This window comes from Streptomyces sp. NPDC004266 (assembly GCF_042874095.1).
Lineage (GTDB): Bacteria > Actinomycetota > Actinomycetes > Streptomycetales > Streptomycetaceae > Streptomyces.
The window spans coordinates 531,676-546,658 of record NZ_JBIAMM010000003.1 but is presented as its reverse complement, the minus strand read 5'-3'; the positions used below and the strand labels follow the sequence as shown (position 1 = coordinate 546,658).

Annotated in this window: 15 protein-coding genes and 1 tRNA gene; 11 read left to right on the top strand and 5 right to left on the bottom strand. The window is 68.1% G+C overall.

The window, feature by feature from the left end; all coding sequences use genetic code 11:
- Positions 1-39: 39 nt before the first annotated feature.
- Complete coding sequence (locus ACFYUZ_RS10565; RefSeq protein ID WP_389307549.1) at positions 40-1,392, bottom strand: FtsK/SpoIIIE domain-containing protein; 1,353 nt, start codon at positions 1,390-1,392, stop codon at positions 40-42.
- Between the two features lie 2 nt (positions 1,393-1,394).
- Positions 1,395-1,727, bottom strand: coding sequence for a hypothetical protein (locus tag ACFYUZ_RS10560; RefSeq protein WP_389307547.1), 333 nt, complete (start codon positions 1,725-1,727; stop codon positions 1,395-1,397).
- Between the two features lie 154 nt (positions 1,728-1,881).
- Here ACFYUZ_RS10560 and ACFYUZ_RS10555 point away from each other — a divergent pair, with 154 nt between their 5' ends.
- The 5 genes from ACFYUZ_RS10555 (at position 1,882) to ACFYUZ_RS10535 (ending at position 5,657) form a co-directional block, all read left to right on the top strand.
- Positions 1,882-2,676, top strand: coding sequence for a GntR family transcriptional regulator (locus tag ACFYUZ_RS10555; protein ID WP_389307545.1), 795 nt, complete (start codon positions 1,882-1,884; stop codon positions 2,674-2,676).
- On the top strand, positions 2,673-3,353 hold the full coding sequence (locus ACFYUZ_RS10550; RefSeq protein ID WP_389307543.1) for a YdcF family protein: 681 nt from the start codon (positions 2,673-2,675) through the stop codon (positions 3,351-3,353). Before ACFYUZ_RS10555 ends, ACFYUZ_RS10550 begins: the two co-directional genes overlap by 4 nt.
- A gap of 145 nt (positions 3,354-3,498) precedes the next feature.
- Entirely contained in the window at positions 3,499-3,837 is a 339-nt protein-coding gene (locus ACFYUZ_RS10545) for a hypothetical protein (protein WP_389307542.1), read from the top strand.
- 587 nt (positions 3,838-4,424) lie between these two features.
- Positions 4,425-5,087 (top strand): HNH endonuclease, encoded by a 663-nt coding sequence (locus tag ACFYUZ_RS10540; RefSeq protein ID WP_389307540.1) that lies wholly within the window; start codon positions 4,425-4,427, stop codon positions 5,085-5,087.
- Positions 5,088-5,279: 192 nt separating this feature from the next.
- Positions 5,280-5,657: a hypothetical protein gene (locus ACFYUZ_RS10535; RefSeq protein WP_389307538.1), complete on the top strand. Its 378-nt coding sequence runs from the start codon at positions 5,280-5,282 to the stop codon at positions 5,655-5,657.
- Positions 5,658-5,928: 271 nt separating this feature from the next.
- On the opposite strand, the gene ACFYUZ_RS10530 is transcribed toward ACFYUZ_RS10535, so the two are convergent.
- On the bottom strand, positions 5,929-6,243 hold the full coding sequence (locus ACFYUZ_RS10530; RefSeq protein ID WP_389307537.1) for a hypothetical protein: 315 nt from the start codon (positions 6,241-6,243) through the stop codon (positions 5,929-5,931).
- Positions 6,244-6,909: 666 nt separating this feature from the next.
- Here ACFYUZ_RS10530 and ACFYUZ_RS10525 point away from each other — a divergent pair.
- From ACFYUZ_RS10525 to ACFYUZ_RS10510, 4 genes are all read left to right on the top strand, one after another.
- A tRNA-Thr gene (locus ACFYUZ_RS10525) sits at positions 6,910-6,975 on the top strand.
- A gap of 72 nt (positions 6,976-7,047) precedes the next feature.
- Positions 7,048-7,347, top strand: coding sequence for a YdcF family protein (locus ACFYUZ_RS10520; RefSeq protein WP_389307773.1), 300 nt, complete (start codon positions 7,048-7,050; stop codon positions 7,345-7,347).
- Positions 7,348-7,549: 202 nt separating this feature from the next.
- Entirely contained in the window at positions 7,550-7,990 is a 441-nt protein-coding gene (locus tag ACFYUZ_RS10515; protein ID WP_389307535.1) for a phage tail protein, read from the top strand.
- Between the two features lie 228 nt (positions 7,991-8,218).
- On the top strand, positions 8,219-9,229 hold the full coding sequence (locus ACFYUZ_RS10510) for a quinone oxidoreductase family protein (RefSeq protein ID WP_389307772.1): 1,011 nt from the start codon (positions 8,219-8,221) through the stop codon (positions 9,227-9,229).
- Positions 9,230-9,833: 604 nt separating this feature from the next.
- Here ACFYUZ_RS10510 and ACFYUZ_RS10505 read toward each other — a convergent pair.
- A complete protein-coding gene (locus ACFYUZ_RS10505) occupies positions 9,834-10,937 on the bottom strand; it encodes a M23 family metallopeptidase (RefSeq protein WP_389307533.1) in 1,104 nt (367 codons plus the stop codon).
- A 530-nt stretch (positions 10,938-11,467) separates the two neighbouring features.
- Here ACFYUZ_RS10505 and ACFYUZ_RS10500 point away from each other — a divergent pair.
- Positions 11,468-11,863: a hypothetical protein gene (locus tag ACFYUZ_RS10500; RefSeq protein ID WP_389307531.1), complete on the top strand. Its 396-nt coding sequence runs from the start codon at positions 11,468-11,470 to the stop codon at positions 11,861-11,863.
- Positions 11,864-12,135: 272 nt separating this feature from the next.
- Here the strand turns inward: ACFYUZ_RS10500 and ACFYUZ_RS10495 are convergent, their stop codons facing one another.
- Positions 12,136-12,864 carry a hypothetical protein gene (locus ACFYUZ_RS10495; RefSeq protein ID WP_389307529.1) on the bottom strand — a complete coding sequence of 243 codons (729 nt, stop codon included), beginning with the start codon at positions 12,862-12,864 and terminating at the stop codon, positions 12,136-12,138.
- 588 nt (positions 12,865-13,452) lie between these two features.
- On the opposite strand from ACFYUZ_RS10495, the gene ACFYUZ_RS10490 reads away from it, so the two are divergent.
- Positions 13,453-14,886: a PA14 domain-containing protein gene (locus ACFYUZ_RS10490; RefSeq protein ID WP_389307527.1), complete on the top strand. Its 1,434-nt coding sequence runs from the start codon at positions 13,453-13,455 to the stop codon at positions 14,884-14,886.
- Positions 14,887-14,983: the final 97 nt, after the last annotated feature.

Below are 14,983 nucleotides of genomic sequence, written 5' to 3'. Positions count from 1 at the left end.
GCGTGAGACGGTCACGCCGACCGAGGCGGGACAGCAGCGCTACGCGGTGGCCGGACTCGGCTTCGCCAGCGGCACCGGCTCCGGGTCCCCAACGCTGGCCGGGGCGATCGGGCGCCAGGCGGCGACGGCGGCCAGGTCCGGGGTGAGATACGCGTGTTCGGCGCAGATCGCGGCGGCTTCGGCGGCGGTGAGGGCGGGGGTGCGGATGCGGGACCAGCCGCCGGAGGTGTCCCCGGCCACCGCGACGCCGGGCCGGTCCGGCGGGATGGTCAGGACGGTGACCACCGCGTCCGGGGCGATGTCGCCGACGCCCATCTCGGCGGTCTGCTTGTCGTTGACCCGGTGCACGGTCCGGCCGGTGAGCTGGGCGCGCAGGGCGGTGGCGCCCTTGCCGAGGTCGGAGCCGAACCGCTGCCCACACACCTCCAGGAAGATGCCGGCCGCGCGGGCCATCTGGCCCAGGCGGATGAGCTGGGTGACCATCCGGTCCCGGCGTTCCTCGTCCTTCCGTGTCGCCACGAGGAACAGCTCGGCGACCTCGTCGACCAGGACCACGACCGGCACCGGGCGGACATGCTCCGGGAGGGCCCAGATGTCGGCGACACCGTGCTCGCTGAGCAGGTCGAAGCGCTCTTCCATCTCCCCGACCAGCCCGTCCAGCAGGCCGTCCGCCTCCTCCGGGGTGATGGCCAGGGCGGAGAGGCGGGGTGCGTAGCCGCGGTGCTCGACGCCGCGCTTGCAGTCGATGCCGACCAGGGCGACCGGCAGCCGGGCGAGCCCGGCGATCAGGTTGCGCTGGTACATGGACTTGCCGGACTGGTTGGCGCCGAGGGTCAGCGCGTGGGGGACCTTGAGGTAGTCGCGGACGAACGCGGTGCCGTCCTCGCGGAGGGCGACCGGCACCGTCATCGGCCCGGAGGCCACTGAGCGGCGGGGCATCCGTACCCGGTGGAGGACGTCGTAGCCGGTCATCCGCAGCTCGACGAAGCCGGGCTTGGTCTCCACCACATTCACCGAGTGGACGCCCCAGGCGTGCCGCAGCCGCTCCGAGGCCGCCATCACATCGGCGGGCTCCAGACCGGCCGGGAGACGGAGGGTCACCCGCAGGCCGGTCGACGTGCCCCGGAACCGGCGGACCTTCGGCGGAACGGGCTGGACGTCGGGGCGGCGGGCGAGGTTGCGGACCATGAACGCCCGCAGGCGGGACGGCTGCACCGTCAGCCCGCACACGTCCATCGTGGAGCGGTAGGTCAGCGCGAACCGCGTCGTGGCCACCGGCAGACCCGCCAGCGACCAGAAGACACGCGGCGCGCGGACCTTCGCGTAGCCGAGGCCGCCGGCGGTTGCGGCGAGCGGGAGGCCGACCTCCCATAAGGTCGCGATGTCGGTCATGGTCAGGCCCCCATCGGGGTCACGGCGACGGCGCGGAACGAGATGCCGTGCCGGGTCTGGCCGTTGAACGTGTTCTCCCAGTCGCGGGCCTTGAGGCCGATGACCGTCACCGGCATGCCCGGGGCGAGTCCGTCGGGGAGGCCGGTCTCCGGGATGGTGACCTGGTAGAGGTTGCCCTCCCCCTCGTCGGAGATGAGGAGCCCGACGGTGGAGAGGCCGGCGCCGGTCTCCCGGTCCATGGCGCGCTCGCCGGTCTGCTTGCTCACGAGCTTCGGCGTGGGAGCGGTCGCGACGAACACGACGGCGGTAGAAAGGTCGATCTTGAAGGACGGCATGAGCACTCCCTACGTTGTTGGGCAGCCCGAATGGGAACTACCGGCCGTGCTGTCCTAGGACTGCGAGCGGCTGAGTAGATAGTGGCCCGCTGTCCTAGGACTGTCAACAGTCCTAGGACTGTGTTTGACTTGTTCTCGTTGAGAGGGGTACGAGATGGCGCCCAAATGGCGGGAGCTGGCAGACAAGCTGGCTGAGGAGATCAGGAGGGGTGAGTACGAGCCGGGGCAGCGTTTGCCGCAGATCAGGGACCTGGTCGACGCTGGCGAAGGCTCCAAGGCCACGGTCCATGCCGCCTACAAGGCACTGGAGGCGGAAGGCCTGGTCACCTCCACGCGCGGCCACGGGACCGTCGTACGCCAGCAAGTACCCCTCAAGCGGCTCGGCATCGCCCGCTACGACAAGGCCAAGTGGCGAGACGGCGACGAGGTGGCGTTCATCGCGGACCGGGTCGCCTCAGGACGGGCGTACCGCCGCAACGAACAGACGCAGACGGTCAGCCTCGTCGAAGCTCCGCCAGCCGTGGCTGCCGCCCATGGCCTGGAGACAGGGGCCCCGGTCTACGCGCGGGCCCGACTGGTCAAGGAAGGCGACCAGCCGACGCATACGCTGACCAGCTACTACCGCCCCGAGCACGTGGAGGGCACGCGCTTGGTCGACCCCAAGCCCGGTCCGGCCGGCCGAGGCGGTGGCTACCGCGTCCTGTACGACGCGGGGTACGAGATCGACCATATGAAGGAGGCGCTCTTCGCCCGTACACCCACGGCGGACGAGGTGAAGCTCCTGCAACTGCCGCCCGGCGAACCGGTGGTCGAGCTGCACCGGACGACGTATACGGCCGACGGCACCGTGGTCGAGTTCGCCATCGGCATCCATGCCGCCTCCCGCTTCGCCTGGGAGTACGACTTCAAGGTCCCCGACTCCGCGAAGGACAAGGAAGCTCAGCAGTGATCTCCACCCAGGACTGGGCCGACACCCAACGCCTCTGGGACTACCACCAGATGGGCCACACCCCCCGGCCGTGCTCGGTGGCGATCGGACTCGGCAGCCATGACCTGGGGGTGGCCGACACGGCGGTCGACCTGTACAAGCGCGGCATGGCACCGCTCCTCGTGTTCACCGGGGCGACCAGCCCGACCACCCGCGAACGCATGCCCCGCGGCGAGGCCGTGCACTACCAGGAGCGAGCGATTGAACTGGGCGTCCCCGCCTCGGCGGTGATGGTGGAGCCGCGAGCCCGGAACACGGGCGAGAACATCCGCTTCTCCCGCGACCTCCTGGACGAGGCCGGCATCACCGTGTCCTCCGTCCTGCTGATCAGCAAGCCGTACGAGGAACGACGGTCGTACGCCACGGCACGGAAGCTGTGGCCGGAAGTCGAGATTGTCAGCGCCTCAAGCCCGATGACGCTCCAGGACTACGTAGATTCCATCGGAGATGCCCGCTTGGTCATCGACATGCTTGTGGGGGCCCTACAGCGACTACTGGTCTACCCGGAGCAGGGCTTCATGATCAGCCAGCAGGTACCCGCCGATGTGCTCGACGCGTACGACCGTCTGTCCCAGGGCGGATACATAAGCCGCTTGCTGCGAGATGACGAGGGCGAGGCCCTCAAGCCCACCGTCTAGGAGCTGTGCGGTCCATCGTGGCTGTCTGGCGGTCCGGACAGACCCGTGCCGCGTGCAACTCTGTCTCGTGACCTGACCTGGTCTGCGACAGTCGGCAGCCGCACGAACTTGCCCGCCCGGCCGGAGCGCCGTGCATAGTGTGCGCATGGATCGATTCGTGGGTCAGGCGAGCCTGGAATGGTGGGCTAACCACGCGACGTGCCTTGAGAAGTACGCCATCGACATCGCCAACACCGTCAACACGACCGGCATGTGGCAGGCAACCGGTCGGCATACCCATGTCCTGGACACGGCCCAGCGGGAGGGCTGGGACTTCTTGATGGAGATGGACCCCTACTTCTCCGTTGTGTTTCCCGGCGAGGACAACAGCGGGATCTTCGTGAGAGTCCTCGAGGCAGAGGATGGAGCTCTCACGCTCATGGAGGTGCCGAAGGGCGGATGGTCCGATGAACAACACCCTGACCTCCTTGAGCTCAACACTTAGCTGGAGCAGTTGTTACAAGTTTCTCTACCTCATCAAGGCACCCGCCGCGCACGGCGCGGCGCGCGCGGCCCGTCGCCCGGGCCTGCGCTCCTGTCTGCGCCCCGCTCCAGCCCGGCCGCCGTCCGCACGCCTACGGCTCGGGTTGATGGGCAGTCGAAGCAAGCCTTCAAGCACGGCAACCGTCACATGGCACGCGTAGCCACGAACGCTGCCGACCGCGGCCAATGCGGGCAACTAAAAGACGGCCAGCAGCGAGGGAGGGGTGGCCTCTTGCGCACGGCCGGCCGACTGCCGGGCCCGAGGAGGGCGTGGCGCCGTACCCCCGCCGTCACGGATGACGGGAGCGTGAGGCGACCGCACCACCGGGGATGGGCGGGCGGGGAGCAGCTGCTGCCGCGATGCGGCGGAGGCCGGTGTGGTCGCTCCGCGTCGGTGCCCGTATCACCGTGGCGGAGGAGCGTGTCGTCTGACACCGGGACCCGGGCCCGCGTCACGGTGTGCGGGTCGACGGCAGACGGGATGGGAGCTGGGGAGGCTTGCTGTAGAAATCGAGACTAACTGTCAGTCGCATGGCTAGCATGCATGGCATGGCAACGTCGAGACCTAAAATTCCGAGCGAGCTACGTCGCCGCGTACTCATTGAGGCCGGTCATCGCTGCGCGATTCCGACTTGCAAGTCCACGCCCGTAGAGATCGCGCACATCATTCCGTGGGCGAAGGTGCAAAAACATGAGTTCAAGAATTTGATTGCCCTATGTCCGACGTGTCACACGCGTTTTGACGATCCGCATAGCCCAATAGATCGAAAAGCCATGCGCCAATATAAGGCGGACTTGAATCCCCTGCTGGCGATCAGTCTTGCGAGTCGAGGCGGGCAAGCCGACATGCTCGCTGCCTACCAGGAGCTAAGAGGAAGGTTCGCAGAGTGGATCCCGGCCGAGGTGGAGCATGCGGAAATCAAGTCCCGCCGATCCTCCTCGCATGAAGAAGTTGAAACCAGCAGGTCGAATGCGGCGAGTAAGTGTGCATGGGCAATCGGCGCTATAGCTGACTTTCAATCAGCTTGGGGTGAATCGGAGGTTTCAGATCTGGCCGGAGCAATCTTTTATCATGTTGCCGACTGGTGTGATGAGGTCCAAGGTGCGCCATCCCCTCTCCCGAAAGACGTGAAGCAGCGGGACATTCTAGAGGAAATTTCAGAAGCATCATCAGACCTTCATCTGATGGTGTGCGCGGAGTTCTCTATGTAGGGCCCACCACTCATCGGCTGAACCATCGGCGGCAGACTGGTTGCAAGCGCAGGCGGGGGTGCATGTGGGAGTCGCAGCGGTCTCGCCTTCGGAGTGGCTAAGAGGGACCGGGTAAGCCTGGCCGAGGTGTGCTTGTAGGCAGAGTGGCCTGAACGAAGTGTCGCATCACCCAATGTCCAGAGGGGGACTCACATGCTCGGTAGTACACGCACCCTGAGCAGTTTCAAGGTGGGAGACAAGGTCACTGTCAGAGTGCCAAGCGACAGACCCCTGTACCACCACAGGTCACACGGGACCGTCGTCACCGTAGGCACCAAGCGGGTCCACGTAAGGATGGACAAGGCCGCGTTCGAGGACCACGACGGCGAGGTAGCGAACTTCCTCCCCGGTGACCTGGAGCTGGGTCACGTCGGTACACCGCGGAGCACCGACCGCATGAATGATGCTTTCAACGCTCTCAAGCTGGCAGCTGGTACCGATCTCGTGGCCGTGGCGATGGACGCTGGGATCATTACGGCCGAGCAGGGTGAGCAGATTAAGGCTGCATGGGCCAATCACTTGCAGGGCTGACGAATGCGGCCACGCTGCCGCTCTAGCAGTACCCCGAGTGAGTGTCTCCCTGCCTGGCAAGGCCGAGGAACAGCGGCGGGCGAGCGTGAACATCTGTGGACCATCAGTGCAAGTGAGGGGCGCAGTAGCCCAAAGCAGCGTTGCCACCCAGTTACTTCGGGACGCAGAGGTCCCCCACACCTGTGTTAGATCGTGTGGCGACTTGCGGGAGGCGGTTTGGTGCGACCTCTGTGCTGAACCGCCTCGGCGAGTTGATGGTGCTTCTCGACCGCTACCGCCCCGGCTTCCAGTCCGCATCAAGAATCGCGGCATGCACTGCAGCAACGATCATCGTGATCGCGAGAACGCCACCCATCCAGTTCTTCGGGTTACCGAGGATCGATCCCAGAATGGCCGACCCGTAGATGATTGCCGCGTACGCAGCCGGAACCACCATGGTGACCACGTGCTTCTTGGCTGCGATGAAGAACAGAGGTGGGGCGAGCAGGCCGGCCGACGCCACGACCGCGACGACCCAGACAACCTTGTGGACGGTCGTCGCGTACATGCGAGCCTGGATGGGCGCGTTGAGATACGGATTCGTCATGGTTCCCCCTCGGCTTCACAGACGCCCAGTGTGGCCTACAGCACCAACAGTCCGAAGGGGTTTCGAACGATACGCGGGCGGACCTCAGACGTTGCTCGGCTGCTGAGGCCCGCCGCTTCGTTCTCGGCCAGGCGCCTCGCAGTCGCATGCCAGATGGGTTGGGCAACAGCGGTCAACGCCGGTGCGGCAAAGGAGCCCCAGGGGGCGCGTCGACACCCGTTTTCCCTGGCCAGCGGGGGGCAACGGGCTCCAAGCTCGGTGATTCCTAAGCTCGTGATCTCTTGGGTATGGTGCGCGGCATGCCTAGCGGACCTCCCATCTGCCCCGAGTGTGCTCAGCCGATGAAATCGGGCGGCTTTGCGCTCATGCAGCGGCAGGAGGACGGCAAGCGGACATGCCGCGCTCTGTGGCGGTGCCCAGACCGGCAGCTTTGGTGGCATTGGGCCGATCAACCGGATGCACCCATGGAGCTGTGCCCCTTCCCGCACGTGTTCGGCAAGTGAGAGCAGCCAACCGCGCGCAGGTGAACGCTATCCCGAGGCACTGACAGATGGCGGCGAAAGCCGTGCCACATCCGTGCCAGATCGTGCGGGGAACCACGGGGAACGAGGGGCGGTGCCGGGGTCTGAGATGTCGATCAGCTCCCGCAGCGTTTGTACAGGTCAAGCCCAGGGGCGTCCTCCCGCTCTTGTAAAGCGGGGGTCGTCGGTTCGAACCCGACAGGGGGCTCCAGGTGGGAAACGCGAAGACCCCCGACCGATCTTGGTCGGGGGTCTTCGACATCTGCGGGTGACATCAACGGCGATGGTCGGCGCCGGTCGGGCCGCTTCCGAATCGGCAGCCGGTCTGTACTGCCAGGAGCGAGCGATCGAACTGGGCGTCCCCGCCTCAGCGGTGGTGGTGGAACCGCGGGCCCGGAACACCGGAGAGAACATCCGCTTCTCCCGGGAGCTCCTTTGCCCTGCTGATCGGCAAGCCCTCCGAGGAGCGACGGGCGTACGCCACGGCGAGGAAGCTGTGGCCCGACGTCGAGATCGTCAGCGCTTCGATCCCCATGACGCTTCAGGACCACGTCGTCTCCATCGGCGGCACCCGCCGCAGTGATCGCCTCATACGAACGTCTCCGCCAAGGCGGATTCACGAGCCGTCTGCTGCGAGACAGTGAGGGTCAGGCCCTCACTCCCACCCGCTAAGCCTGGCGGGTGGATCATGTGACCTCCTCATGCTCATGAGGTTAGGCATACGCGCAGCGGGCCGGAGAAGACGACCACCGGCCCTTCAGTCATGAGCAGTGGAGGGAGGGAACGTGTTGACCGGTGACACCTTCAGCAGCACTACCTTCGCCATCGAGCTGGGCAAGTTCCAGGTGGAGACGGTCCAGGACGTCTCGGGGCTCACTCTGGAGCAGGACGTGGTGGAGACCCGGCAGGTCTCCTCGACCGGTGAGCTGATCGTTCGAAAGCAGCCGGGGGCGCGCAGGACCGGCGAGATCACGATCACCCGTGGCATGGACAAGAGCACCGCGTTCACCGACTGGATCAAGGCCGCTCTGGTCGACGCCGACCTCGACTCCGCCCGTCAGAACCTCACGATCGCATGGAAGGACGCGCAGAAGCAGACCGTCCGCCGCATCCACCTCGGCAACGCCTGGGCGTCCCGCTGGGAGGGGCCCTCGCTGGGAGCCTCCGAGTCCGGGACCGCGACGGAGCAGGTGACGATCACCTACGAAGACATCACCGTCGAGTAGTGGTCCGGAGCGCGAAGCCGAAGCGAGCTGGTACGGGTTTCTCCACCTCGTCAAGGCACCCGCCGCGCACGGCGCAACGCGCGCGGCCCGTCGCCCGGGCCTGCGCTGACGGCCTCGGTCTCCCGTCCCGGACCCGGGTGCAAAGGATGCGTCTCGGCTCTCGGCGGGGGCGGCGGGCCGGTCTGCTTGCCGGGAATCGGATCGCCGTCAACGGGGTTGGTGGGGGTCATGCGAGCGATTCAGGTGTACGAAGTGGGCGGTCCCGAGGTGCTCCAGGAGGCCGAGGTGGACCAGCCGCGGCCGGGTCCGGGCGAGGCGGTCGTGGAGGTCGCCGCATCCGGGGTCAACTTCCTCGACGTCTACCACCGCGAAGGCCGGTACAGCCTCCCGCTGCCCTTCACCCCGGGCTCCGAGGGCGCCGGCACGGTCGTCGAAGTCGGACCCGGCGTCGCTGACGTCGCAGTCGGGGACCGGGTCGGTTGGGTGGAGATTCCCGGCACGTATGCCGAGCGGGCCGTCGTGGACTCCTCCCGGCTGGTGCCGCTGCCCGACGACATCGGCTTCGAGACAGCCGCCGCCGTGCTCCTCCAAGGCATGACCGCGCACTATCTCGTCAAGGACGCCTACCCGGTCCAGGAGGGCGACACGGTGCTCGTGCATGCGGCCGCCGGTGGCATGGGGCTGCTTCTGACCCAGCTCGTCACCCATCTCGGCGGCAGGGTGATCGGCACGACGTCGACCACGGCGAAGGCCGAGCTGGCGAAGCGTGCCGGGGCCGCCGAGGTGATCCTCTCCTCCGAGGTCGACGATCTCGCAGCCGAGGTGAGGCGGTTCAACGACGGTCAGGGACTGCCGGTCGTCTTCGACGGCGTCGGCGCGCACACCTTCGATGCGAGCCTCGCCAGCCTGCGACCCCGCGGCCATCTCGTGCTCTTCGGCGCGGCAAGTGGTGCCGTGCCTCCGTTTGATCCGATGCGGCTCGCCCACGGCGGTTCGCTGACCCTGATCCGGCCCAGCCTCGGGCACTTCATCGCCGATCGGTCCGAACTGCTCCGACGGGCCGCCGACGTGTTCGAGTGGGTGCGCTCCAAGGCGCTGGAGGTCACCGTGACGGGCCGCTACGCGTTGTCCGAGGCCGCCCGGGCCCACAGCGACCTGGAGGCTCGGCGTACCACCGGCAAGCTGCTCGTCGTACCCGATGCGGCCGCTATCGGACGCCGCGAGGAGACGCAGAGCTGATCGCGGGTGACGAGGTCGGGGATCTTGGAGACCGAGATGTCGAGGGCATGGCCGACCGTCATCACCAAGATCCCCGACAGCGGCAGGCACTCAGCAGGCCAAGATCACGTTCTGGCGGGTCTCTGGCGCATCTGGGTCACACCCCTTCAAGATCCCTCGGCCGAGACCTGGCTCGCTCGTCCACGACCTCCCGGGACGGAACAGCCAGGCCTGGATGGTCCCCCAGGAGGCCCGCGTGAATCCGTTCCTCCACAACGGACATCGGCAGACGAGCACGAACGTCTGCGGACCATCAGCACAGGTGAGGGGCGCAGCAGCACATGGCAGAGCGCCCGCCCGAGTTGCTTCGGGACGAAGAGGTCGTCGTGCCGTTTCCGTGCCAGGTGGGACGGGGAACCACGGATGACAACGGGGACTCGCAAGGGCCGCACGGCTCGGCTCGGCGGCCGTTTCCGCAGTTCACAGCACCTATCAGGCGTCACAGCTCGGTGATTCCCGAGCTCATGGCGCGGGTTCGATTCCCGTCATCCGCTCAGATACGAAGGCCCAGGTCAGCGACCTGGGCCTTGTCGGTGTCTCGACCGTCCGCGCGACCGGAATCCGGTCAGAACTCCAGCACCTCGCGGTCGAGCGGATACCGCGCACGGTGAGGGCCCTCGTACGGCGAGGGCGTGATCGGCAGGACGCCGGTCGGCTGCAGGCCCAGGTTGTCGTCCCAGATGCGGGGTTCGACCTGTCCGACGACGCGGAACTCCCGGAAGGTGAACGGCGGGCTGTCGGTCGGGAAGAACTCGGCTGTGGTCATCACCTGGAAGTGCAGGTGCGGCGTGGTCGAGTTGCCGCTGTTGCCGATCAGCCCGAGAACCCGGCCTGGTTCGACGCGGTCGCCTTCCCGGACCATGAGCGAGCCGGGCTTCAGGTGGGCGTAGAGCAGATAGCGGCCCGGCGCGACCTCCAGGGTGACGTGGTTGCCGACGGTCTCCTCGATCGGCGGGACCGGTGGGGTGACGGGCGGCGCGTTGTCCGGGATCCCGTCCTGGACCTCCACCACTCTGCCGCCGGCCGCGGCGACCACCGGCTGCCGGTAGCTCAGGTAGCTGGTGAGCCGCGCGGGGTCGCCTTCCCAGGTCTGTCCTTGCTCGCCGACCCGGTACCAGTCGATCGCGAAGCGCTGCGGCACGTCGAAGCGACCGTTGATCGGGCCGAGGCCGCGCCGGTGGTGGGTGTTGCCGCAACACGACTCGCTGGAGTACCAGGTGCCGGGGCGGACCGGCGCGTTCAGGTTCATCGGCGCGGTGCGGCCGGTCGGGGTGATCTGAACCGTCTCCTCGAACGGGGAGGAACCGGAGGCGGTGACGACAGCACCCGAGAGGTGGTGTTCGAGGACCTTGGGCACCCGCTGACCTCGGTCGAGAGCCAGGTCGAGCCAGATGACCCACTCCTGGGAGCCCGGGATGACGGTCGGCGTGGGCCCCGGGGGCGCCGGGGTGTACCCGTCCGCGCCCGGCAGGGGATCACCCACGGGATTGGCGGCATCGGCCAGCGCCTGCCCGCTCAGCGAGCCCACCACCCGGTGTGTGCGGGCGTCCCGGACCTCGACACGGTCGAGGCGCACCTGCGTGCTGCTGGGCAGTGCGTTCGTGGTGAGCAGTTCGTACGAGAGGTGCGTCCTGCCGTCCGTGGCATGGAACGGCGTCGGTTCGGTCATCACCGCCGCCGTCAACGGCGTGAACTGTGGGCCGGGGGCTGGACCGGCCGCGTCGGTCCCGTATCCGGGTGGCGTCGAAGCCGTCAGCATGCCGGCTGCGAGCACGGCGGTCACGAGCCCGCGACGTAGCGGGCTCCGGCCGGTGCGGGTGCGAGGGTCGCGCTTTGCCATGGTGCTCTTCCAGTCGTCGGGTCCCGGGCCGTGAAGGGCACCGGCACGCCCCGCGCCGAGGCGCAGGCCCATGTGTAACCCGGCGACGCGCCGCTCCGGCCGAGGGCACCGGAGCCAGGTCCGAACTGCACCCGTCCAGCCCCATCGACCAGCGAACCCGGGTCACGGGGTGAGCTGCCCAGAACGCATCAGAACGACCACTTCGGGCCGGCGGGACGCCTCCGGGGGATGCCAGCGCGATTACGGCCGTTCCCGCAGTTCAGGCGACGTTTCCACGTGCGGGTACCGGGCGGTTCCCCGGCTCATGCCGTGATCGCGCAGCAGACCTGCTGTCAGAGGCGCGTTGTACGGTCCGCGCCATGGCTGAGAGACCGACAACGAGCTGGCGCGAGGGCATAGGCCGTGAGGCCGAGCAACTGGCTGCCGGCACCCTGGATCCCGGCTGCGCTTGCATGGCCGACTTGTACCCGGATGAGCTCCTGGTGGCGACTGACACCGTCCTCGACGCCTTCGACGCGGACGTGGCCGGGCTGAACAGCGCAGAGGATGTCGAAGTCTTCGCCGTGGTCGAGCGCGTCGTCCTGGCCCTGAATGCCGTCGACGACACCCACTGCGGCTACGAGACGGATGAACGTGAGGCGCTGTGCGACTACATCGACACGGCTCTGACTGAGCACGGCGTCGACGTGGCGGCGCTGACCGCCCGGCACGGGCTCGGGCGACATGAGCTCACGGACAAGTGGCGCGATTGGTAGACGCCCCCATCGACGGCTTCGCCGTCGTGCCACACCTCTTCCCGCTGGGCACTCGGGGGAGGCCTCGGAGCTGCGCGGCTCGATTCCCCGGACCGCGCTGACTGCTGCGGTCGGTTTCTTCTCCCTGGGCGCCTCGTTGAGCTGGTCGCGTGATGGTGAGTCGGACGGGGGCCAGAGGAGCTGGTCGAGGTCCGGATACTGCTCGAAGGCGATGCGATGCGGGGCGCCCACCAGCGTCTCCTGTCGGGTACGGTGTGGCCGGTCGCGGCGGGCTACGGCAGTTTGAGTGTCACGCAGGTGGGACCACGCGATGAACGGACCTCGCACTTCTCCCCGCCCCCCGCAGACTGTGCGGTGACCTGGATACCCCACGCGTTCTGCGGGACCGAGACGGGCACGCTGACGCGCTGGGCGACCTCGCCCTTGTCATTGGGCCGGAGGGTGCCTTCGTACAGATTTTCGCCCCCGACGGGTTCTCCGTCCTTGTCCACGCCATTGACGAACACGTCGATGGTGGCCCACCGGTCGACACCGTCCGCGTGGACGTCGAAGTTCAGTTTCAGATCGGGTCTGTGGCCTTCGATGACGACGGCAGTGACGTTCGGGCGCCCGTTTCCGCCCGCCGCCTGGGCAGCGCCGACGACGGCCACGCTCAATGCCGTCATGTAGAAGACCACCCCCAGCACCAGGACCACGGTCTCCCAAACGTTGCCCCGGCGGGTGGGGTGGATGAGCAGGGCCACGACGCTGCATGTGATGGCCAGAATGGCGCAGAGGGAGGCGACGTAGATGGGCCAGGACTCGTTGTTGAGGGCGACGAAGACCACATCGCTCGTCAAGCCGAGGGTGGTCATGATTCCCGCGACGGCGACCAGGGCGCCGGCCAGGATCTTGGCAACGTCGTCCAGGCGGCGCTTGCCGACTCTGGCCTGGGCCTCGTCGGGTTCCGCCGTCAGCGGCTGGGGCTCACGGCCAGCGCCCGGCTCGGGGAGCCAGCTCATGGCACCACAGTACGGTCGCGCCCGGAAACAGGCCGTTCGGAGCTAGCCCGAAAGAGAGCGCAGCTATGAGCGCGGGCAACAGCTCACTTCCTGCCGGCGCACCGAACCCGGTGGAGGGCCGGCCTGCGGACCCTTCGTGGACCGAGGCCGCCCGGCAAGCCCCGCGCGAACTCCCGACCCGCGAAAACACGGGAGACGCACGAGGCCTCCGGAGCCGTGGGCCTCACCGCGCACCCGTGTGCGCCTTCCTCGGCCTTGGCGTCGGCTGGACGCTGCCAGGATCCGTACGAGTCCCCCACAGGGAGAGGATGGGGTGTGACCCAGCCGAAGCGCGGGGCTCCGAAGAAGGAAGCCGAAGCGAAGAAGCGGGAGCTTCGTGTTTCGCCCCCGACAACAGCCGACACCCCCACACCACCGCGAGTGCCTTCGCTTCGTCCTTCATGGCCTCCGCCTCCTGCGGACAGCACGGTTCTGCGCGTTCGGTGTGTTCCTTCCGTGTCCGACCGGGCGGCGGGCCGGGGGCAACCTTCGGGGTGGGTCGGGAGTCTTCGTGCTGAGCGTTTCCTCTGTCCTGTCCGAAGGGTTCCCGTGTCCTCGAAGAGTCTCGTCGCCGCTCTCGGCGGTGGCGTCATGTCCGCCGTCGTCCTCGGCGGTCTGGTGGTCGTCGCCCCGCAGGCGGCCGCCGCCGGTGTCGTCTGCCCCACCAACGTCCCCATGCGGACCTTCTACAACAACGCCTCGTTCTCCGGGACGCCCGTGAAGACCGACTGCGACGCCGTCGTCGCCGAGAGCTGGGCGGGCAGCCCGGCCGCCGGCGTGGCCGCGAACAACTTCGGTGTCCGCTGGTGGGTGTCCCGCGACTTCGGCTCCGGCGGGCCCTTCACGTTCGCCGTGTCCGCCACCGACGGAGTCCGCGTCTACGTGGACGGCGTCCGCAAGATCGACCTGTGGGCGAACACCGGGGACACCGCGCGCTCCCGGAGCGTCAACCTCACCGTGCCCTCCGGCCGGCACACCGTCCGCGTCGACCACGTGAACTGGAGCGGCGCCGCCAAGGTCAACTTCGCCTACGCGCCCCGGACCTCGGCCACGTACGACAAGGTGAAGCCGCTCGCCCCCACCGGCGTGGCGACCGCCTACAACACCACCTCCCGCCGGACGACCGTCTCCTGGGCGGGCAACAAGGAGATGGACCTCGCCGGGTACTCCCTGCACCGGCGCGCCGTCGGCTCCAGCACCTGGACGACCGTCACCGCCTCCACCACCGCGCGCAGCTTCACCGACCCCCTGGTGAACCCCGACGACCGCACGCCCTACTACTACGAGGTGCGCGCCAGGGACAAGGCGGGCAACGTCTCGGCCGGCAGCGCGGACGTCATCGTGCGCCCGCTGCCCGTCGTCACCTCCCTGACCGGCACCTTCGACAAGGCGACCCGCAAGGTCACCCTGAAGTGGCCCCTCAACACCGAGCCGCACTTCGACCACTACACGGTCCTGAGCAACGACAAGGTCGACGGCTCCTACGTCTGGGTCCCCCTCGGCACCACCAAGGGCAACACCTGGACCACCGCCCCCGTCGCCGCCGACGGCGAGACCCGTCACTACCGCGTCCTCGTCACCAACGACGGCGGCACCACCACGTACAACCCGAACTGGCTCGACGCCACCGCGCTCAACGAGCTGTGGCTCGACATCCCCGACGGCATCGCCCCCGCCTCCGCCCCGGACCTGACCCTGGGCTCCTGCGCCGGCGGGGTGCGGGCCACCGCCACCGACTGGACCCCCGCCCCGATCCGCGACTTCTCCGGCTTCGAGATCACGCGCCGCGCGGCGGGGGCGTCCACCTGGTCGGTCGTCCTGCACGAGGAGTACGACCCGCGCCTCGACCCGGCCGAGGCCACCGTCTGCGCCCCGCAGGCCGCCGACGGCGTCGCCTACGAGTACCGGGCCCGCACCTACGACGAGGCCGGGAACCACTCCCCGTACAGCGAGAGCCGCACCGCGACGCTGCCGCTCGGCTGACCCCCGGCGGGTCGGGGCACGACGTCGGGGGCACTCCGGCGTTCTCGTGCCCCGGCCCGCCGCCGTCAGGGACACTTGTGCGACACGGGGGCGTGCA

What these genes read in the sequence shown, in the direction of transcription:
- ACFYUZ_RS10565 (WP_389307549.1), bottom strand. Translation starts at nt 1,392, where the DNA reads ATGACCGACATCGCGACCTTATGGGAGGTCGGCCTCCCGCTCGCCGCA.
- ACFYUZ_RS10560 (WP_389307547.1), bottom strand. Translation starts at nt 1,727, where the DNA reads ATGCCGTCCTTCAAGATCGACCTTTCTACCGCCGTCGTGTTCGTCGCG.
- ACFYUZ_RS10555 (WP_389307545.1), top strand. Translation starts at nt 1,882, where the DNA reads ATGGCGCCCAAATGGCGGGAGCTGGCAGACAAGCTGGCTGAGGAGATC.
- ACFYUZ_RS10545 (WP_389307542.1), top strand. Translation starts at nt 3,499, where the DNA reads ATGGATCGATTCGTGGGTCAGGCGAGCCTGGAATGGTGGGCTAACCAC.
- ACFYUZ_RS10540 (WP_389307540.1), top strand. Translation starts at nt 4,425, where the DNA reads ATGGCAACGTCGAGACCTAAAATTCCGAGCGAGCTACGTCGCCGCGTA.
- ACFYUZ_RS10535 (WP_389307538.1), top strand. Translation starts at nt 5,280, where the DNA reads ATGCTCGGTAGTACACGCACCCTGAGCAGTTTCAAGGTGGGAGACAAG.
- ACFYUZ_RS10530 (WP_389307537.1), bottom strand. Translation starts at nt 6,243, where the DNA reads ATGACGAATCCGTATCTCAACGCGCCCATCCAGGCTCGCATGTACGCG.
- ACFYUZ_RS10520 (WP_389307773.1), top strand. Translation starts at nt 7,048, where the DNA reads ATGGTCGGCGCCGGTCGGGCCGCTTCCGAATCGGCAGCCGGTCTGTAC.
- ACFYUZ_RS10510 (WP_389307772.1), top strand. Translation starts at nt 8,219, where the DNA reads ATGCGAGCGATTCAGGTGTACGAAGTGGGCGGTCCCGAGGTGCTCCAG.
- ACFYUZ_RS10505 (WP_389307533.1), bottom strand. Translation starts at nt 10,937, where the DNA reads ATGACCGAACCGACGCCGTTCCATGCCACGGACGGCAGGACGCACCTC.
- ACFYUZ_RS10500 (WP_389307531.1), top strand. Translation starts at nt 11,468, where the DNA reads ATGGCTGAGAGACCGACAACGAGCTGGCGCGAGGGCATAGGCCGTGAG.
- ACFYUZ_RS10495 (WP_389307529.1), bottom strand. Translation starts at nt 12,864, where the DNA reads ATGAGCTGGCTCCCCGAGCCGGGCGCTGGCCGTGAGCCCCAGCCGCTG.